The sequence below is a fragment of the Fodinibius salicampi genome, from assembly GCF_039545095.1.
Classification (GTDB): Bacteria; Bacteroidota; Rhodothermia; order Balneolales; family Balneolaceae; genus Fodinibius; species Fodinibius salicampi.
Map to the genome: position 1 here is coordinate 1320336 of NZ_BAABRS010000001.1, position 21153 is coordinate 1341488.

Below are 21153 nucleotides of genomic sequence, written 5' to 3' on the forward strand. Positions count from 1 at the left end.
TCTTATATTATATCGACCGAGTTCCCATAAATGTCACAGGTTCTTAAGGCTGGCCTTACTCCCTTAAGCAGATTTTGAGGCAGAAGTAGGCAAATATTCATCTTTATACTGCAGTTCATACAGCTTGCGATAGATTCCGCCCTCTTTTTGAAGGAGCTCTTGGTGGGTACCCCGTTCACGAATTTCGCCTTTATGCATTACCAAAATCTTATCGGCTTCGTGAATGGTTGAAAGACGATGAGCAATCACAATAGAGGTTCTATTCTCCATAAGTTGATCACACACCTTATTGACAATCTCCTCGGTCTCCGAATCCACATTCGATGTGGCCTCATCCAATACCAAAATATTAGGATCATAGACCATCGCCCTGATAAAGCAGATAAGCTGTTGCTGCCCCATTGATAATGAGGAACCGCGCTCGTTCAGCATAAAGTCGTACCCCCCGGGCAACTTCTCAATAAAGCGATCTGCCTCTATACTGCGAGCAGTCTCAATAACACGCTCTTCGGAAATATTTGGATTACCTAATGTGATGTTTTCCAAAATCGTGCCGGAAAACAACGCATTGTCCTGCAGGACCAATGCAAAATTTGACCTTAATTCTTCAATTGTTAAATCCCGGATATCTACGCCGTCTAAAAGAATTTCCCCATCATTGATATCATAAAAGCGCATAAGTAAATTAATAATGGTAGATTTGCCGGCGCCGGTAGCTCCCACAATAGCGACGGTTTCCCCTGCATTGGCTTCAAAGGACACATTTTTCAATACGGTTTCTTCATCATTATTGTAGCTAAACCATACATCTTTAAAGGTAATACTCCCTTCCGGGTTATCAATGTGTATAGGGTCTTTTGGATCAGTAACTTTATTCTCAGTATCCAAGACATTAAAGATACGCTCGGAAGATGCCAGAGCTGACTGAAGGGTATTGAATTTTTCCGATAGCCCGCGAATCGGTCGAAAGAAATCACGAACGTATTGAACAAAAGCCAGTAGAATACCGAACGTTACCTGATCCATCAGGGCTCGTCCGCCTCCATACCAAATTACGAGTGCCATTGCCAGGCTCGCGATAATTTCAACGGCGGGCCAAAATATGGCAAAATAGAAAATGGTATCAATATAGGCTCCTTTATAACTGCTGTTTATAGACTCAAATTTGCTGCGCTCCCGTTCTTCCTTATTAAAAAGCTGTACAATGGACATTCCATTAATGTGCTCCTGCACAAAGGAGTTCAGGCGTGCTATTTGATCACGAACATTGAGGAATGCAACCCGTACTTTCGCCTTAAACAAAAAAGTAGCGTAAAACAACAGGGGCAATACAGAAATAGCTACCAGGGAAAGTTCCCAGCTCATGCTAAACATAAAGTACAGGATAAAGAAGATGCGAAACATATCTCCCATGATATTCACTACTCCATCACTCAGCAGGTCACTGAGCGCCTCAATATCACTGGTTGTACGAGTAATGAGCCGGCCGATCGGGTTCTTATCAAAAAACTGGACATGGAGAGACTGTATTTTTTGAAATACTGCATTCCTTAAATTATATAATGTCCCCTGTCCGAACCAGCGCGTGAGGTAGGTGTTAATAACCAGCAGGATAAATTCACCAACTAGTGCTCCTAAAAGGAGTACAATTATCCATAGCAAACCCTCAAAGTCATTGTTCGCTATATAATCGTCTACCGCGATCTGAGTTAACTTTGGGCGGATGGTGCCTAAAAAGGAGGCCCCAAGCGTTAATGCTATACCCAACAGTACATACCAGCGATAGGGTCTTATAAATTGATAAAGCCGTCGAAGAAGATTAGTATCGACGGCTTTATCATTTTCTTTATTGCTCACACTACTATTTGTTTAGAAGCGATCGAAATCATCAAATGGAGTTCGCGGCGTAATCTGTCTTGGCTTACGCTCATTATTATCCTTACTTCCTCCATTGTTATTGTTGTTATTATTATTGGAAGAAGACTTTTTAGATCGGCTACTTCTGCTGCTACGAGAGCTGCTGCTCTTACTACTGCTACTGCTCTTCCGGCTGCGAGATGAGGATGTTTTTTTCCTCTTTCTCATGCGACGCTTCTTTTTCTTGCCTCCTCGCTTGTTTCGCTTGGATTTGCTGCCGCCTCCGCCGCTGTTACTATCTCCTTTATTTTGGTTAATCTCTTTGAGATAAACCTTTGGCTCAATAATACCTTTCTCATGAGCCGGATCAGTAAATATCGGTCGAAGCTCTGTAGCAACCCATGTTGGGAAGAAATCATCCCGGGCCTCACGCAGAAGCACATATTCATTGGTGTAACGGGCTGAAAAATGGGTGATAACCAGAAGCTTTGTCTTAGCCTCATTTGCCACACGGGCAGCATCTTTAGCTGTTGAATGTCCCGTCTCCTCTGCTTTATCAGAAAGACTCTCATTAAAGGTAGCCTCGTGAATCAATACATTCGTATTCTTAGCTAACTTAACAGAGTTAGGACAATATTTGGTATCCGTTATATAGGCAAAGCTATCACCAGGACGCGGATGCCCTACAATATCGGCAGACTTAACTACCGTACCATCTTCGAGCTCTACATCCTTGCCGTCTTTAAGATCTTTGTACTGCCAGTCTTCACTAATACCCTGCTCTTGGGCTTTCTCGGCATCAACCTTGCCGGGTCGATCTTTTTCCTGCAAGCGATAGCCGATACAGAACTTTGTATGATTCAGAGGTCGTGCCTCTACATAATATTCATCGGCATCAACAACGCGCTCGCTTTCAAAATCTTCATCTAGCTCCACATACTTAATATCATAACTCAGGCTGATATTGGAAAAATCAAAATTAAATTCTATGAACTCCTGAAGTCCTTCCGGACCAACCAGAGTAATTTCCCGGTCTCTCCTTTGGAGCTGCAAAGTGGAAAGCAATCCAATCAGACCGGAATAATGGTCTGTATCGAAATGTGAAATAAAGATGTAATCAATTTGAGACCGCTTTAAGCCCCCTTGAAGCATTCTCATCTGAGCATTTTCTCCACAGTCAAAGAGAAAAACGCTCCCTTCTCTCCAAACAGCTACTGATGATAAATGACGTGTTGCCGTGGGTGTCGCTGAAGCTACACCTAATGGTACGATAATCATGATTTAACTCCTATGTCTTTTTTTCAGATCTTACTGCGATCAAGCAGCAGATCTTATAAGGTTATAATTTTACTATTTTGTTTTTTTAGATTTCGGCCAACTCTTCTTCTATGAGTTGTTTATTGTACATAACTGAATAACGACCTTCTTTATTTAATAATTCTTCATGTGTTCCTTGTTCTACAATAGTCCCATTTTCCATATAATATATAATATCTGCATCTTTTATCGTAGATATACGATGACTGATCATCAATGTTGTTCGTCCTTGCAATTCTTTACGGAGATGTCGGAGAATAGATTCTTCTGTTTTAGTATCTACAGCACTTAATGAGTCATCTAATATAATAATTTTAGGATCTCGAATCAGGGCTCGAGCAATAGCAGTTCGTTGTTTTTGACCGCCGGATAACGTAATCCCTCTTTCTCCTAACATAGTCTCAAATTTCTTTTCAAAATCCAAAATATTTTCACGAACCTGAGCCTTTTCTGCAGCAGTCTCAATTTCTTCTTTGTTGGCGTCTTCGGTACCGAATGCGATATTTTCGCCAATCGTATCTGAAAATAAGAAAGTATCCTGTGGTACCAACCCAATGTTCTTACGTAATATCTCTAAGGGAATTGCCTTAATATCCGTTCCATCAATTAATATTTTTCCTTCCGTCGCATCAAAAAGACGTGGAATGAGTTCTACAAGAGTGGTCTTCCCACTGCCCGTACGGCCTACTATGGCTGCATTTTGGCCTGCTTCAATTTTTAGATTAATATTTTTTAACACATGCTCATCTGCTTCCGGATAAGAAAAAGAAACATTCCTGAATTCAATGCTTCCCTCAATTTCAGTAATATCATGCTTGGTACTTTCTTTATCAGCTATATCAATATCTTCGGTTAGCATTTCATCAATCCGCTTCCACGATGCCATAGATTGTTGATAGCGATTAACGGTATACCCAAGAGAAGCGACCGGCCAGGTCAAATAGGCCACATAAATTATAAATTCCATAATGTTACCAACAGTCAGTGTTCCCTCTATGACCATTTGGCCCGCTTTCCAAACAACGATTATTACCGAAAGACCAATCAATAGGTTAAGAGTTGGATGAAAAAGAGACTCCACCAAATCGAGGCGCAACTTTTTCTTGCGATATCGTTCGCTTTCGTGTTCAAAACGACCGTTTTCATACTCTTCGCGATTATAGGCTTTAATCAGCCTTATACTTGTAAAAGACTCTTGGGCTCGCCCTGCAATGGTAGAATATTGTTCCTGAATTATCCGGGAATAATCATTGATATATCCACTTACCCAATAAGCAAAAGCAGAGAGAAAAGGGAGCGGAAGTAAAGCCCAAAGCGTCAATTCCGGACTTACAATAATCATCATTGTAATAATAAAACCTGCTCTTGTTAACGTATTAATGGTATACATATAAGCAGGTCCAAAGTATTCCCGGACTTTAGATACATCTTCTGTAGCACGGACATAAATTTCACCGGAATCGTAACTGCTATAAAAACGCTGGGGTAGTTTTAGGAGCTTGTCAAAAATATCGTTTCTCAGATCGTACTCTATTTTACGGGAAGCGACTATAAGGGTTTGACGAGTAGCAAAGAGCAATACGCCCGATAGTACCACCGCTCCCACTAACAACAAAGCATTTTTTGCCAGAAGCCAGCTTGCATCACTACTGAATAGTAGTTCAAAAATATTGCCAAAACTTTCTGAAGACCGGTCAAGTTCTATCTCTGTTACCTGGTCCACCGTTCGGCGTAAATAAACAGGTATCCAGACCAAGAAAAAATTGGATGCTGTCAAAAACAACGATCCAAGAATGATGGTCCCCTTATACTTTTTAAAATACCTATTTAACTTACGTAGTGAACCCACCAATAACTGATTTGGTTTGATGATCTATTTGTTTCTATCCAACTGAACTTAACTATGCAACCGTAGCATTACTGTATTTATTTATCCAGTATTCTGCCAGGTTGTACCCGGATAGATATGCTTTTTCAACGGATCTTCCACCGAAGTAGTTCCCTACTAACGCAAGTGGGGCATCAATCATTTCTAATTCCATAAAATATTCGTCAATAACATTTCGTGCCGTAAAATATTTCCAGCGCTTCAAAGAGGTGGATTCGGGCTGTGATACCCAGGAATCTATAACAGATGACGCTTCCCCGAGTATATACTGAGTTGCTTCAGCATCACTAACTCTTTCATATTTCTTTGAAGTACCATGTGAAGAATGAATAACAAGTCCCGTTTTGCCGGCTGTATCGCGTTTGGAAGACTCATTTCCAATCCACCGGATGGCACTGTTCTCACACTTAATGCCTTTCCATTCCGGGGCTTCTCGATCATAGGTAGCCGCAACGGAAATGCAATCGTCATAGAATACCTCATCAATTACACGAATTATTTTTCGGGCAGCCGTTTCATCCTGTGCCGTCTGTAGTATTCCATATGCCTCTGTAGCAGGAGTCGCTATAATAACCGCATCACATTCAAAAACATTAACATCAGTTAAATTAATCATCCATGATCGTTTTTTTCCACGATCGGGACCAATATAAGTGAGTCCCCCGGCTTTCTCCTGTGCCCGAATATCAACCCAGCGGCTTAAATATTTATTGATTTGCCCGATCCCCCCATCTAAAGCGTACTTTGTCAGTGGCGAGGCATTGGGATCCTCATTATGCAGGTTTAACCCATCATAAAAACTAAACTCTTCGGCCCATTCATGAAGCTCTGTTTTTTGCTGCAACTCAGCAAGAAAGGTTTGAAAGGTATTTGTCTCGGCAGAGAGATGAGCGATACCGTTATCCAAAATCATATTGTCCAGCTCAATGGATGCCAACCGACCACCCAATGATTCATTGCGTTCAATTATTGTAACCTCATGACCGGCTCTGGCCAGTCGACTTCCGGCAACCAACCCTGCAAAACTTGCCCCAATTATTCCTATAACCATCGTTAATTGATAAACTATTTAAATATTAAATAATATTGAATGGGTAAAAATCCGAAATTTTCTTCCAAATTTCTAAGATCAATTCATTTTTTATGAAAAAATAATATTGTGGAGAATAACTACCTATATCATCGTTAATAAACCCGTACCCGGGGCGCAACGGCCTGTTTATCTAGCAGAGCGGGCCAATAGGCAATAACTTCACTGGCCTTTGGTCGTCCGCCAGCATAGCCAGTCACCCCACCTGGACCTGTTAAAATGAGAGGGACTACTTCTTTCCCAAATCGGTTCACATCCTCTTTGTCTGGCCCGGCTACTCCTACCCGCATTTGTACTTCATCATAATCTTTTTCAAGCATTTCATCAGTCACCGGTTCCTCACTGCAGCCATTTACCCCTAGATACTCAACCCGGAAATCCTCCAGCTCCAAACCCAGTGCTTCTGCGCGTTCCCGCAGGATTTCGCCTCCTGCCTTCGCCTTCTTTAAGGCTTTTGGCCAGGAATACACTAGGGTAGAAAAAAGACGATATCCGTCTTTATAACTGGCTGATACCTTATAGGTAGGGGTAAATTCTCTCCCCTCAATTCCATATACATAAACACGATTGGGACCTTCCTGACTAAGCTGAATGGAAGTAAAATCAGCTATACAATCAGGAGTTATATATTCTTTGGGATCTCCGATTTCGTAGATCAGCTGTTCCTTCACGGTCTCTTCGTTTACTAATCCTCCTGTATTTTCGTGCTTGGTAACATAGAAATTACCATCGGCTTTAACCTCAACAATGGGGAAACCGATATCCGCGAAGCGATCGACGCGCTCCCAGTCCGTATAATTTCCGCCCGTTACCTGCGCACCGCATTCCAGAAAGTGTCCGGCAATCGTGCCCGCGGATATTTTATCATAGTCATCAAAGTCCCAGCCAAACTCATGTACCAATGGGCCGAGCGTAAGTGCAGTATCGGTAACCCGACCTGTGATAACAATATCGGCCTCCTGCTGTAAGGCTTTTACAATTGGTCGGCATCCAAAATATACGTTAGCACTAAGCAGCTGATCTTTAACGGTACTAATTGGCTCACTGGTATCCATATTTTTGAGCGGGTGTCCCTCGTCAATGAGCTTATCGATATCATCCAGGATATTGTCTCCATCTACTACAGCCACTTTCAGTCCGGATAGTCCCTGTCTTTCGATTTCCTCCAATATTCTATCTTTACAGCTATCGGGATTTATCCCGCCGGCATTTGCAATCACCTTGATCCCTTTCTCGGAAATATCAGGCAGAATCTCTTTTATTACATCTACGAAATCCCGCGCATACCCGTGTTCTTTATTCCGCATTTTTTGTTTTTGCAGAATAGACATGGTGACCTCTGCCAAATAATCCAGTACCAAATAATCAATAGGCCCTTTTCGAACCTGGTCAATTGGGGCCTTAGGCAAATCGCCCCAGAAGCCCTGTCCCGATGCAATACGAATAGTTTTATTCACGATATCACATTTTGGCTGTTAGTTTTTTTGATAAGATAAGATTTCATCATGCACTAACAAAAAGATACGGAAGTATTGAACGAAAGGCAGGCCTGTTTGAAAAAAAGTGGCCCCGGCACCTCATTAAGCCGGGGCCCTTTTACTCTCTCTCATTGTTTCTCTGCACTCAAGCAGCTATATCTCGAAGTCGGCTTATTTACTTCATGAAACCATCTATAAGATATAGTATGTCACACTTTCAGTCACCGCATGAACATGTAGAATATTTACTGCTTGGGAGGGGAAAACACATTCCATGCAGGCCAATCGACCACATGAAATACCATATCAGGAGTTGTCGGGGTGGATTAAACGTCGGGAGATTCCCTTAGAAACCGCTTCCGACCGGGAATGCACCTGTAATTTTCGATAGATATTCCGGATATGGTAGCGCACCCCATCCACCGAAAGATATACGGCATTCCCTATGGCAGCATAAGATTTACCTTTGGCCAGCTCCTCCAGGATTTCCAGCTCGCGCTCAGTAAGTTGCTCGCCCTCATCATTTTCAGAAGGAGTATGAAAGGTTTTAATAACCTTGCGGGCAATATTGGGCGTCATGGGGGAACCGCCGTCATGGGCATCCCGAATAGCCTGTTTAAGATCTTCGGGGGATATTTTTTTCATCAGGTATCCCACAGCACCGGCACAAAGAGCATCAAATACATTTTTGTCATCGTCAAAGACCGTGGCCATAATTACCGGCAAATCAGGATGCTCTTTTTGCAGATACTTGACCCCCTCAATGCCCGACATTCCCGGCAGTTCAATATCCATTAACACGATATTGGTTTTGGGAATAGCTTCTGATTCAAACGCCTCTTCGCAGGACTCAAAGGTATCCATCACCACAAAATCCTGTTCAAAGTCCAGAATGGTAGCCCACCCCTCGCGCATGTAGCGGTTATCCTCTACGATAACAATTTTGATGAGTTTTTCTACTTTTCGTGTCATAGGTCAAATATAATATTCACCGCATCATATATGCACCACATAGTCATGTAGTTTTACTTCAATCGCTTTCAAATCCTCAGTGCCATCGTCCATTTTGTTCCCCTTTTCTCTTCGGTTTCCAGCTGAAGATCTGCTTTAATTTGTTCAGCTCTGTTTCGAATGCTCTTAATTCCCTTACCTTCCCGCTTGCCGGACGATTGCTGAATACCCTGTCCGTTATCCTGTACTACCAGTTTAAGAAGATTCCCTTCCATCTCAAAAATCACCTTTACCTTATCTGCCTTTGAATGGCGCGCCGCATTTACGGTCATTTCCTTGAAAATAAGCCACAGGTGCTGGCGCAGCTCCAAGTCCAGAGGCTGGTCGATATCCGTATCTATATCCAGCTCGTATGCTATATCTTTACTCTCGAATAAATCCGATGCAAAACGGCGGCACTTGGAAAGCAGGTCTATCCAATCATCTTTTTCCGGGTCAATGGACCAGATAATGTCCGTTATTTTCTCCTTGGCCTCACTGGCACTTTCTGATATTAAGCTCACAAAGCGATCAGCCTGCTGCTCATCCGGCACCTGACGAATAGCCTGGGCAAAATAGGTAATGGAACTCAGCGTGGCACTGACCTCATCGTGTAGGTCGCTGGCAATGCGGTTGCGAATGCGCTGCTCGCGTAAAATCCGGTTAATTCTAACCCTGTGAATACCATACAGGATACCGCCAATGAGAAGCACATACAGGGCGTAGGCCCACCATGTGCGATACCACGGGGGAAGTACTGCAAAAGAAAATGTATCCGCTTTACTGACCGTACCATACACATCCCTGGCGCGCACGTGAAAAGTATAGTCTCCTTCCGGAATATTTGTATAATCTTTCTGCACTTCGGAGGTCCAGTCGCTCCATCCCTCTTCAAAACCTTCCAACCACACCTGGTAGCGTGTTGCAGAAGGTTCTTTATATTGTGCCGCCGCATATTGGAACCGAAGCTCGTTATCCTCGTATTCCAGCTCATATCCTTCATTCTTTAAATCGGCATTAATTAGCGAGTCGCCCCGGACGTATACCCCGCGGACATGCGTCTTGAACGGCTCCGGTGGATTTCCCTGCAGATAGGGATCTTTAGACGGATCGTACTGGATAATGCCGTCATCGGTGGCCATCCATATCAAACCACTTTCATGGGCATAGATGCGATTCACTTGGTTGGCGTCGATACGCTTGAGGCCCGCCTCGGCAAAACGATACCTATCTTTTTCTTTGAGCAACACTTGGTGCTCCCGGTTGGACCGTACCCAGATATTACCCTCTGCATCCTCTTCCATGAGAAAAATCTGTCGCTCGGGATCGGCCATCTCTTCTCCGAACCGGGGATCACGGATCAGTGAATCCCCAGCCGCATCATAGTGGTACAAGCCTGCGGAACTGCCGATTACGGCCTCCCCGGAAATATTAGACACCCGCAAGCTTCGGTTTTCCTGATCATGTGGAACCTCATAATGATGCAGGAAATTCTCAAAATTCATTAGTGAATCAAAAAATGTGCTCTCAATACGAAAAACTCCGCTCTGGATGGTGCCAACCCAAACATCTCCATCTCGTTCTTCAATCAAGGATGATATTTCGTAGCCAAACTCTTCATCGGAAAAGACTAGCTTATGACTTGCATCAAAGACCTGAAGTCGGCTTCGACCCAGTACAAGATATATATTTTTATCACGATGATAAGCTTGTACAAACTGCACACTTGAACTCTCAAAAAGCTTTACCGCTTTTCCTTCACTAATCTGATACAAACTATTATCACAATTAATCAGTAGGTTATCTCCGTATTGCGTAATGCTGTTACACCGGATAGACTGATCAAAAAGGGGTTCAAATTGTGTGTTTGGGCTGGCACTGCTTTTTTTCTGCTTAATATCTAATCGAAAAAGTCCTTCATTGGTAGCTGCATATAGATCATTACGAAAAACAGTTAAATCAATTACTGTGCCCGGCAAGCCACTTCGCTCATCAAGATAAGAAATGGGGTTCATGGGTTCTATAACACTCAGTCCATTGCCCAGTGCCACCCAAACGTTATTAGCCTGATCCAAAAACAGTGAGTGCACCTGATCACTGGCCAGACCGCTTTCGCTGTCTATTTTTCGAAGCAGTCGCCCAGCTTGATCAACCTGCACAATACCCCCGTTGAGCGTTCCAAAAAGGTAGCTATCATCGGGCAACTGGATTCCGGTATAGACCTTGTTGTTTACCAAAAAGCCATCCACTGTCGATTCCAGTGGAATTAAATGAGTACCATCAAAAACTGATAAGCCCTCAGTTCGATCTGCAACCAGCCAGCTGTCATCACCATGGGGAAGCATAGCATTAACGTCGCGGTCTATAAATTGGTTGCTATTGGGCACAGGTACCAGGCTGTTATTTTCTACAGTATATAACCCTTCCCCAGTATCAGATAGTATTATTTCGTCCCTTACTTTAAAACTCCTTCGAAATGCATTCTTAGGCTTATATATATTAATAGCATCATTCTTTTCATTGTATAGAGCCTCACCACCATCAAAGAAAGTAGCTCCCTTGTGAGTAATTACATTCCAGATATTTAAAATCTTAGAGCCTGAATCAGGTATCGCAGGTACCAAAGAATGATATTTTAAGGCGATAGAAGTATCAGCTGGTGGCTTCTCTAAGTAACCAAACGAGCCAACTCCACCAACAAATATTTTATTGTCACTGCCTCTCCTAATGGACAAGGCTCGATTATTTTCGATTTGGATCGCTTGCCACCGCACCCCGTCATATTCCAGCACCTCCCCTACATTGGCAACATAGATAATTCCACTGGTATCTTGGGCGATGTCCCAATTTTGAATATAGCTGTCATATTCCTGATCAGAATAATTTTGTATAGGTGGATAAGAATAAGTTTGAACATTTTTATTTTGACCAAACATAGCATAGCTATGAAGCAAGAATACAAATATACCTATCCCTATTTTTTGTACATCCACCTAATCTTCTATTGATTAATTCCGAAAACTATTACTTAGTATGATTTAATAGTCCTTATCGTCTCTAGGATCCTTAAGCTCGATATCCTCATCTTTTCCTTCAAATCCCCAGTCTTCTTTGAGCTCTGAAAGAATCAGATGATAGGTAAAAATATCGAAATCCGTTTGGGTCTGGATACTACTCGCTGAAAAAACAGTAATATAGTTGCGGAAAATAGTCTTAATATCTTTTTGTTTAGGCACACGAAAGTCCAGGCGTATATTACCCAAATCCCCTTTGGGTATTACGGCTCCCTTTTTCGGTTTCAGCTTTTTAAACGGCTTTTGGCTTCCCTTTTTCTTCACCAACCGGTACTCAACCTCAAAATCCAGGTCATTTATAATTTTCCTTTCTTTCATTTAGGTCTCTTGTATTGATTTGTATTATTTATTTTAACAAACGTACTGATCTCCCTGCTTTCGCCTCAAGCTAACAGGCTCTTATACTATTAAAAAGAAAATCTTTTTACAAAGCTTTTTTGGTGAGCGTAACTTAATATTTTAATATTTTTTGGATCATTATTTATTAGATTCAAAAAACTTGTTTATATAGAATACAATAGTAAAATTGTATAATTAATAAACTCGTTTAATGCCAGATGCCACAATCATAGGATCGGGTCCCAATGGATTAGCTTCCGCTATCCGCCTTGCCCAAGAGGGACTATCCGTAACGATCTATGAAAAAGCGGATACCATCGGTGGAGGAACCCGAACCCGGGAACTGACGCAGCCAGGATTCAAGCACGATATATGCTCGGCCATTCATCCCATGGCGAAAGCCTCTCCGTTTCTAAAATCCTTGCCCCTGGAAGATTACGGTCTCGCATGGATACAGCCCGATGTACCCGTTGCCCATCCTTTGGATGAGCAGTCGGCTGCAGCTCTATTCCGATCCCTCGACAGAACTGTGGAGCACCTGGGCAGGGACGGGAAAAAGTACCGAAAATTAGTTGGTACGCTTCTCAACTCCTGGGAAAAATTATCAACCGATATTTTAGCTCCCTTTTCTCTGACCCCGTCCCACCCCCTGCTGATGGCCCGATTTGGGCTACAGGCGCTTCGGTCGGCCGAAGGACTTGCGAAAAGGTTTACTACCCCAAAAGGCCGGGCGCTGTTTGCTGGTTTGGCCGGACACGGCATGCTATCTTTTAATAAAACAGCCTCTGCCGGTATTCCCCTGGTGTTGGGAATATCCGCTCACAAAGTAGGATGGCCGCTGCCCAAAGGCGGATCTCATGCCATAACGAAAGCGATGGCGGCCTACTTCGAATCACTGGGTGGCACCATAAAAACAGGTACAGAAATACATACAGTTGATCAGCTTCCTGATTCCAAAACCGTATTTTTTAACACAACGCCAAATCAAATTCTTAGCATTGCCGGGGATAAACTTTCCCAAAAGTATTCAAATAAACTCCGCCGATATCAACATGGATGCGGGGTTTTCAAACTCGATTTAGCCCTTAGTGAACCTATTCCATGGAAGGACAGCATTTGTCGTAGAGCAGGAACCGTACATGTGGGCGGAACCTTTAAAGAAATTGCAAGCTCGGAAGCAGCTACAAACAGTGGTCGGCATCCTGAAAAACCATACGTATTGGTTGCCCAGCAAAGTTTATTTGATGACAGTCGGGCCCCCTCCGGCAAGCATACCTGTTGGGCCTATTGCCACGTACCCAATGGCGCTAACAAAGATATGACCAATCCCATATTAAATCAGATTGAACGATTCGCACCCGGCTTCCGCGACTGTATTATTGCACAACATGCGATGAATACGGTTGCCATGGAAACATACAACCCGAATTATATAGGGGGCGATATCAACGGGGGAAAACAGGATATAACGCAACTCTTTACGCGTCCGGCGGGGCTATTTGATCCGTACCATATTCCTGAAACAAACTTCTACATCTGTTCGTCCTCTACTCCTCCCGGTGGGGGCGTACATGGCATGTGCGGCTATCATGCAGCAGGATCTGCCTTAAGGCAGGAATTCAGCAATCAGTAAACAGTGGGCAGTTATCATTCTACTTTGTAAGAGATTGTTTAGAAAAGTTTTTAGGTCACTGTTTACTGGCACCCTGTTTCACTGAACTTCTAGATATCCTTCTTCCGCCTCTCCCCTCCGCAGCTGATTTGCCCACTGGTGAGCCAGCCGGGTTGTCCGTGGCAGCTTATATTTGGTCAGTGTTTTCATGGCAATAGAATACGCATCATCAAAAGAGAGCTTATGTCCCGGTGATACATAGATAGGATTCACCTCAGTCCGGCTTCGTAATGCGATTCCAACTTTTTCGCCCTTATCGATAAGAGCAGCATAGGCTCCTTTCTCCAATGCTAACTCAGCGTGTGATCCGGTCAAAATATTTTTGGCAGAACCTATGGTCGGATGATCAATTTCTATCCCAAAATGAGTGGCTATACCCATTCTGCGCGGATGCGCAATTCCATGTCCGTCTAAAATCAATACATCCGGCTTTATCTGGAGCTGGTGCCATGCTTTCCACAGTACAGGTATTTCCCGAAAAGCAAGCAGGCCCGGGATATAAGGAAAGCTCGTCTGGTCCGAAACCAGTGAACGGGCTACAGGCTCTAAGCTAGCCAATTCAAGTACAACGATCGCAGCGTGCATCCAATCCGATCCCCTGTCAAATGAGATATCAGCTCCGGCAACTAATTTTGGTGCGGCAGATAGTGCTTCCAGAGAAATCTTTTCCCGCAATTGCTGCTGAAGTTTTTTGGCTTCCGATGGACTGATTGTTTTATAAAAATCCAGTGGGTTATCCGGCATAACACTCAAATTATTCGACAAAAATTTGTTATATAGTTCCATTAGTAACTACTAAAAAGAGATTTAATAATAAGATGGACAATAACGAATTTCGCAAACATGCTCATAAATTGGTTGACTGGATGGCAGACTATTTTGAAGAAGTCGAAGATTACCCGGTCAAACCCAACGTTCAACCTAGTGATATTTTAGAACAACTCCCGGAATCGGCTCCGAAGAAACAGGGAGACTTTCAAAAAATATTTAAGGATTTTGAAGAAATAATTATGCCCGGTATGACTCACTGGGAAAGTCCCAACTTTATGGGATATTTTCCTGCTAACAAAAGCTATCCCTCGGTACTGGCCGAAATGCTTACCGCCACCCTGGGAGCCCAATGCATGAGTTGGTTGACGTCTCCCGCTGCAACAGAGCTTGAAGAGCGATCCATGGAATGGCTCCGAAAGTTACTTGCCTTGCCCAATTCCTTTACCGGCGTCATACAAAGTACGGCCTCTACCTCTACTCTTTGTGCCCTGCTGATGGCCCGCGAGCGAACAACGGATTTCGATATCAATGAAAATGGATTTATGGAGAATGAAAGATTGACGGTCTATTGCTCCTCAGAGACTCACTCCTCTATTGAAAAGGACGTTAAAATTGCCGGATTCGGCCGAAAAAATCTCCGGAAAATTCCAGTTGACGATGAGTTTGCCATGCAGCCGGAGAAACTTGAAAAAGCAATTCAAGAAGATCTACAAAACGGCAGGAAACCAACGGCCGTGGTGGCAACAATCGGTACTACCGGTTCTACAGCTATTGATCCCCTAAAAGAGATTGGGAAACTTTGCTCTGACTATGACCTGTTTCTTCATGTGGACGCTGCCTATGCGGGCACGGCCCTGCTGTTGCCAGAGATGCGATGGATGAATAACGGCATAGAGCATGCCGACTCCTTTGTATTCAATCCTCATAAATGGATGTTTACTAATTTCGACTGTTCAGCCTTTTTTGTCCGAGATGAAGATCTGTTAGTGCAAACACTAGGAATTATGCCCGAATACCTGAAAACACCAGAAGACCAGCGGGTTAAGAATTACCGCGACTGGGGAATTCCGCTGGGACGACGCTTTCGTGCCCTAAAGCTCTGGTTTGTCCTGCGAAGCTTCGGGAGAGAAGGGTTACAGAAAATAATAAGACATCATATTGCCCTGGCACAAAATTTAGAGGAGGAAATCAATCAGCACCCAGATTTTGAACTCTTGGCCCCTGTTCCACTGAATACGCTTTGTTTTCGTTTTCAGCCATCCCATATTTCTGATGAACAAAAGTTGAATGAATTAAATAAACGGCTGCTTAATCAGATACAACAAAGCGGTGAACTTTTTCTTACACACACTACCCTCAAAGATAAGTATACCATCCGCATGGTAATAGGAAATACAAATGTGGAACAGCGACACGTAGAAAAGGCCTGGAATTTAATCCAATCGCTGGCGGCGAAACTTATTACCCGTTAAAAGACTTTACTAAATAAAGTGACAATGTCCTTCGAATTATTTTTAAAACAAAAAACCAGCTATTATGAATCTATCTGATATCAATGCATTAGTTACCGGCGGGAGTTCGGGCATAGGTAAAGCTACAGCGCAGTCAATCACCGAAGCCGGTGGAAAGGTCGTAATTGCAGCTCGAAACAAAGAAAAATTAAAAGCATCTGCAGCCGAAATCGGGGCCATACCAATCCAGTGCGATGTACGGAAAGAAAATGAAGTTATTGACCTTGTTGAAGAAACAACTAAACAGCTCGATAACTATAATGTTCTCATTAATAATGCGGGCTATGGTACATTTTCCAGGTTAGTTAATTTATCAGCGACGGATCTTGAAAGTCAGCTCAGAACGAATACGATCGGAGCAATGATGGTCGCCCGGGAGACTGCCCGATATTTTATTCAACAATCATATGGAAATATTATCAATGTTTCTTCCTCAGCCGGCAAGAAAGGATTTGAAGGAGGTACAGCCTACGTAGCAAGCAAATTTGCGCTCAGCGGCATGACCGAATGCTGGCGGTCGGAACTTCGTCCCCACAATATTCGGGTCATGCAGATTAATCCCAGTGAAGTACAGACCGAATTTTCCGAAAACGCAGGGCGCGGCAGCCGAGCCTTTAACGAAACCAAATTGATAGCTGAAGATATTGGCCAGACTATTGTGAGTATGCTTGCCCTCCCGGATCGCGGCTTTATCACTGAAACCAGTGTATGGGCTACGAATCCAAAATAAATACTATGCAGAGCTAAGAATAAGAGCTGGCAGGTTTGTTATTTCAGCTTTTTACTCCTGTTCGGGATAACATTCCGTACAGGGGCACATTGCACGCAACGTTTCCCACTGGTACATCCCATTATTATGTCCGTCGTTCCAAAAAATCTTGATCGCATGATTCCCGATCTGTTTAATATCCTCGATTTGAAATTGTTGCGTTGGTTCAACAAAAAACAGGGAACGATCGAAGGTATTCATGCTACCATGTCCCCCACGGCAGGTTACACAGGGACAATTTTTACGGAGCCCAAAGAGGGTATATTCAGAGTGATGCCCGTCTGACCATTCTATTTCCAGGATACCTTTGCTATTAGAAACTTCAATACTTTTAGGCCGTAAATCGTGATTCATAAACTTGTTTTCGTATATTTCGCGGGAGTGACTCTGTCATTAGTAAGAATTAGGAGTATATAATCTCCCTTGGAAAGAGTCTGTTTGTCGGTTTTCTCTTATATATCATATATATCGAATTCACGTTAAAATAATAAAACTAACGCTATGTATTTGCTGGTCCTTATCTTGGTGATCATTCTTTTAGCTATGTTTTGGGTGGGATACCAGCGTCTGTTTCGTTTACGACACTTAAGCCGACAACGCATTATCTTCGGATTAACTACAGCGATGGTTATCCTGACCATTATGACTATCGCTAACCATCTGGGCTATCTCAGCCAGGATGTTGCTGCTAAATTTACGATGGGACTCTACTCGGCAGCGACTGGCTTTTTTTCGGGATATGCTTTGAAACAATTCTTTCTAAAAAAAGAAGGGAGCTATATCGATTATGCCTATCGCTCTTTTTGGACAGAAACGGCCCCTAATATTATTAGCATTATTCTAATTGCTTTCGGACTTTATCGAACACATCTCTTCACCTTCGGCCCGTTTACCGGAGTTGGCATTACCTCAGGGCTTTCGCTCATAGCCTTCGGTGCTTTTAGCCTGACCATTGGTATTGTACCTGAGTTTCGTCAAAATGGGATTCTTATTCTCGATCATTTGGTTCCATGGAAGAAAATTGTGGCTTACCGCTGGTATAATGAAGAGGTTATCCAAATCGAATATATAAATCGTAGTAACAAGCTGACTGATTTCACAACCTTTATACCTTCAGAAGATGAACTCACTATTGAAAGGCTGTTAACCAATCAATTGAAACAGCATGAATCCGAGAGAACTAAAGAGATAGAGAACATTAACCCCTCCTCCTGATATTCTTTAGTGAAAAAGTCGTCTCAATTTCAGGTTGATTTCTCATGCTGTACCATCAGGCATTCATTTTTCACATACCTGAACCCTGCCTCTTTAGCCAGCTCCTCAGCTTCTTTCGATGATACATCCAACTGTGTCCATATTACGGGCTTTTGTCCATTGTTCTTCGACCAGTCAATGATCTGCTGTACCATTTCTGCGGTATATTGCGAGTCCCGGAAAATATCAACAATATCCACTGAATACTTTTCAGGTATATCATTCATAGTATCATAACATGGCAATCCAAGAACCTCATCATAATTTGGGTTGACGGGGATAATGCGATAGCCATTATCCCTTAAGTAACTTGCAATATGATAACTGGTACGATACCTATTTGCCGAGCAACCGATAATCGCAATATTCTCTGCTTCTTTAATAATATCAGCGTAATTAGCAGCCATAATATTTGAACCGTTATTTATATATTTTTCCTTTATTAAAAGATCGTATCCACCACCGGCATCTTAGATTAGGTATCTTTAATTTAAAACTTACTCTTTACTGCTCAGTTCCGATATAGGAGTTAACACTACTTTGCGAAACTCAACTTCTGCTCCTTCAGCTTGCAGGGCGATTTTCCCCTCTTCTGCGGTCGCATCCGTTCCATAGTTAACCAAATCACCATTTACCCAGACCTTTATCTTATCATCCAGAGCTTCGATAACCATGGTATTCCATTCTCCAAGATCATTTTCGGATCCGTCCGTCAGGTTAACAATTCTGCGTTTTTTGCCTTCCGTAACTCCCCATTCCTCTTCCGGACCGCGCCGCTCCTCCATATTTGGAACTTCAATATCCTCTACAATACACCAAAAATCTCCTGCATTTTCATGCATCATTTGAACCTCAATAGACTGGGGAAACATCTTATAAAGCGCCCTCGGTGTAGATGCATGAACCAAAACGCCACAATTGCCCGGCTCACCCGGAAAACGATATTCAACCTCAAGCCGGTAATCCCTGTATGTATCATCTGTTAGCAGATGCCCCCTGGGCTCACCCAAACTTACAAGCATGCCATCACGTACAATAAAAGGAGCCCTTAAGGTCGAATCCTCCTCCAGGTCCGGCACATCCATATGCCATCCATCTAAATTTTCCCCGTTAAAAAGAGTTTGGGATTTGGAGTCAGTCTGGGCATAACAAGACAAAGCTCCTATCACAAAAAATAAGCACACAAATACACTGAGAATTCTTTTCATAATCGTTACTACTACTATATTATTGTTTGTTCCTTTTAAAATACCATTTCTCCATTCAGGATGGCGTTTTTAAGAATTTAATTTAACAGCCTTTATGAAAACTACAAAGGAACTTATCTGTATAATTCCAAAAGTATTAATTAAGAAATTCAAATGGTTTAATTTATTTTGTCCCTACTCTCTGCCAGATAATTTAACTAATAAAAAATGATGTGAATTAATTAGGTGTATTCCTTTTGTATTCCAAAAGACTCATGTCGTCTATTTGAATATCCTCTGCCCTTATCAAAAACGATTAATTTTAAATGCTCAGAAAAACAAAATCTTTTATAAAACGCCACCAGAAATACCTTCCGGTACTGTTTTTTATCGGAGGATTCATATGGGATAGCCTGACACTTGGCAGAATTGACGGCTGGTATAGTAATACAATACTTTTTACGTATTTAGGTGGATTAACAATAAGCTTGTATATATTCAATTTATCCGATGACAATCACTGGGAAAAAACTTTCCTACAACCCTATGAAAAATATGCTCCACTGGCTGTTCAGTTTTTTTTGGGAGGACTCTCAAGTGCATATGTCATTTTCTTCTTCCAAAGTGTTAGCCTGACCAAGACCGCAGTCTTCTTCATCCTTCTGGTCGTACTTCTTATTTCCAATGAGCTTTTAAAGCATCGAATCTCGAACAAATATCTCCAGTTTGGAGCTTACTTGTTCGTATCTTTCACATTCTTCACTTTTTTCCTCCCCATCGTGATTGGTAAAATGAGTACTTTTATTTTTATCATATCCGGATTATTGGGACTAGCCTCTACCCTCCTGTTCATCTTTTATCTTTATTACAAAAGTCCCTCTACACGTGCAGAAATTGATGGCCGGAAAATTACAGTATTAATATTGGGCATTTACATCTTTATTAATGGATGCTACTATTTTAACCTCATTCCTCCCGTCCCGATCTCGCTTAAAACGGGAATGATTGCTTATCATGTAGAGAAAAATGAACCGGTATTTGAGGTTACGTATGCAGAACAAAAAGGCGTAGCCCGGCTTTGGAGAACCCACCAAAAAACGTTCAACCACAGCATGGGAGATACTGTATTTGCTTATACTTCTATCTTTGCCCCTACGGATCTCAGAAAATCTGTACAACACCAATGGCAATGGTATGCTCCTTCATCCGAAAGTTGGGAAACCAGTGATGTCATTAGCTATGAGGTGATAGGCGGACGTAAGAGGGGATTTAGGGGTTATACCTATAAAACAAATATTCATACTGGTGTTTGGCGAGTCAATGTGACTACACAAGAAGGACTGGTGCTGGGCCGCATAAACTTTGAAGTAGTGCAGGATAGCACCTTCAACAAAGCTGATTTAACAACTAAAACATTTAATTAGCAATTTCACTCTTAATTCTCCTTAAAAAACCTTATATTAACGCACATTCAAAGAACAAGAAAAAACTGATAGTATTTTGCCAAAAGTAAAAGACGGTGACACCGTAAAAGTTCATTACACTGGAAAATTAACTGAAGATGGAACAGTTTTCGACAGCTCAGAAGATCGCGAGCCGCTTGAATTTACCCTGGGAGAAGGTCAATTAATTCCCGGTTTTGAAGAGGCGGTTATCGGCATGGAAGAAGGCGACGATACAACTGTAGAGATCGCCTCTGAAGATGCATATGGTGAGCGACGCGAAGATCTGGAACTAGAAGTTGCCAAAGATGATCTGCCTGATGAAGTAGATCCCCAGGTAGGTATGCAACTTCAAATGCAGCAACAGGAAGATGGACGTGCTATTCCTGTTCAAATTACTGCAGTTGAAGATGATTATGTTAAGCTTGATGCTAACCACCCGCTGGCTGGCAAAGACTTAACCTTCGATATTGAACTGGTTAAGCTTAAAAGCTAACCTTTTTAAGCCATTCAA

18 protein-coding genes are annotated in these 21153 nt (G+C 42.5%); 6 read left to right on the forward strand and 12 right to left on the reverse strand.

Annotated elements, in window-relative coordinates; translation table 11 throughout:
* Positions 1–63: 63 nt before the first annotated feature.
* The 8 genes from ABEB05_RS05435 to ABEB05_RS05470 all read right to left on the reverse strand — a co-directional run bounded on the left by ABEB05_RS05435 (position 64) and on the right by ABEB05_RS05470 (position 12012).
* Entirely contained in the window at positions 64–1857 is a 1794-nt protein-coding gene (locus ABEB05_RS05435) for an ABC transporter ATP-binding protein (RefSeq protein WP_265788225.1), read from the reverse strand.
* A 12-nt stretch (positions 1858–1869) separates the two neighbouring features.
* Positions 1870–3135: a ribonuclease Z gene (rnz, locus tag ABEB05_RS05440; protein WP_265788227.1), complete on the reverse strand. Its 1266-nt coding sequence runs from the start codon at positions 3133–3135 to the stop codon at positions 1870–1872.
* An 85-nt stretch (positions 3136–3220) separates the two neighbouring features.
* Positions 3221–5023, reverse strand: a complete 1803-nt coding sequence (locus ABEB05_RS05445) for an ABC transporter ATP-binding protein (RefSeq protein WP_265788229.1) — start codon at positions 5021–5023, stop codon at positions 3221–3223.
* Between the two features lie 52 nt (positions 5024–5075).
* A complete protein-coding gene (locus ABEB05_RS05450; RefSeq protein WP_265788231.1) occupies positions 5076–6113 on the reverse strand; it encodes an NAD(P)/FAD-dependent oxidoreductase in 1038 nt (345 codons plus the stop codon).
* 134 nt (positions 6114–6247) lie between these two features.
* Complete coding sequence (locus ABEB05_RS05455; RefSeq protein ID WP_265788233.1) at positions 6248–7609, reverse strand: acyclic terpene utilization AtuA family protein; 1362 nt, start codon at positions 7607–7609, stop codon at positions 6248–6250.
* A 327-nt stretch (positions 7610–7936) separates the two neighbouring features.
* Positions 7937–8602: a response regulator transcription factor gene (locus tag ABEB05_RS05460; RefSeq protein WP_265788235.1), complete on the reverse strand. Its 666-nt coding sequence runs from the start codon at positions 8600–8602 to the stop codon at positions 7937–7939.
* A gap of 68 nt (positions 8603–8670) precedes the next feature.
* On the reverse strand, positions 8671–11613 hold the full coding sequence (locus tag ABEB05_RS05465) for a sensor histidine kinase (RefSeq protein ID WP_265788237.1): 2943 nt from the start codon (positions 11611–11613) through the stop codon (positions 8671–8673).
* 45 nt (positions 11614–11658) lie between these two features.
* Entirely contained in the window at positions 11659–12012 is a 354-nt protein-coding gene (locus ABEB05_RS05470; RefSeq protein ID WP_265788239.1) for a hypothetical protein, read from the reverse strand.
* A 232-nt stretch (positions 12013–12244) separates the two neighbouring features.
* Between ABEB05_RS05470 and ABEB05_RS05475 the strand changes: the two genes are divergently transcribed.
* Entirely contained in the window at positions 12245–13666 is a 1422-nt protein-coding gene (locus ABEB05_RS05475; protein ID WP_265788241.1) for a phytoene desaturase family protein, read from the forward strand.
* 78 nt (positions 13667–13744) lie between these two features.
* Here ABEB05_RS05475 and nfi read toward each other — a convergent pair whose 3' ends face one another.
* Positions 13745–14449 carry a deoxyribonuclease V gene (nfi, locus tag ABEB05_RS05480; protein ID WP_345694237.1) on the reverse strand — a complete coding sequence of 235 codons (705 nt, stop codon included), beginning with the start codon at positions 14447–14449 and terminating at the stop codon, positions 13745–13747.
* Between the two features lie 74 nt (positions 14450–14523).
* On the opposite strand from nfi, the gene ABEB05_RS05485 reads away from it, so the two are divergent.
* Positions 14524–15948, forward strand: a complete 1425-nt coding sequence (locus ABEB05_RS05485) for a pyridoxal phosphate-dependent decarboxylase family protein (RefSeq protein ID WP_265788245.1) — start codon at positions 14524–14526, stop codon at positions 15946–15948.
* Between the two features lie 64 nt (positions 15949–16012).
* The gene (locus ABEB05_RS05490) at positions 16013–16717 is read left to right on the forward strand and encodes an SDR family oxidoreductase (RefSeq protein WP_265788247.1); all 705 of its coding nucleotides are present in this window, start codon (positions 16013–16015) and stop codon (positions 16715–16717) included.
* Between the two features lie 51 nt (positions 16718–16768).
* Here the strand turns inward: ABEB05_RS05490 and ABEB05_RS05495 are convergent, their stop codons facing one another.
* The gene (locus ABEB05_RS05495; protein ID WP_265788249.1) at positions 16769–17110 is read right to left on the reverse strand and encodes a gamma-butyrobetaine hydroxylase-like domain-containing protein; all 342 of its coding nucleotides are present in this window, start codon (positions 17108–17110) and stop codon (positions 16769–16771) included.
* 147 nt (positions 17111–17257) lie between these two features.
* Between ABEB05_RS05495 and ABEB05_RS05500 the strand changes: the two genes are divergently transcribed.
* Entirely contained in the window at positions 17258–17971 is a 714-nt protein-coding gene (locus tag ABEB05_RS05500) for a hypothetical protein (protein WP_265788251.1), read from the forward strand.
* 29 nt (positions 17972–18000) lie between these two features.
* Here the strand turns inward: ABEB05_RS05500 and ABEB05_RS05505 are convergent, their stop codons facing one another.
* Positions 18001–18417: a CoA-binding protein gene (locus ABEB05_RS05505; protein WP_265788253.1), complete on the reverse strand. Its 417-nt coding sequence runs from the start codon at positions 18415–18417 to the stop codon at positions 18001–18003.
* Positions 18418–18507: 90 nt separating this feature from the next.
* Positions 18508–19218 (reverse strand): 3-keto-disaccharide hydrolase, encoded by a 711-nt coding sequence (locus ABEB05_RS05510; protein WP_265788255.1) that lies wholly within the window; start codon positions 19216–19218, stop codon positions 18508–18510.
* A gap of 305 nt (positions 19219–19523) precedes the next feature.
* On the opposite strand from ABEB05_RS05510, the gene ABEB05_RS05515 reads away from it, so the two are divergent.
* Complete coding sequence (locus tag ABEB05_RS05515; RefSeq protein ID WP_265788257.1) at positions 19524–20621, forward strand: DUF2914 domain-containing protein; 1098 nt, start codon at positions 19524–19526, stop codon at positions 20619–20621.
* A 76-nt stretch (positions 20622–20697) separates the two neighbouring features.
* A complete protein-coding gene (locus ABEB05_RS05520; RefSeq protein WP_345694238.1) occupies positions 20698–21135 on the forward strand; it encodes an FKBP-type peptidyl-prolyl cis-trans isomerase in 438 nt (145 codons plus the stop codon).
* Positions 21136–21153: the final 18 nt, after the last annotated feature.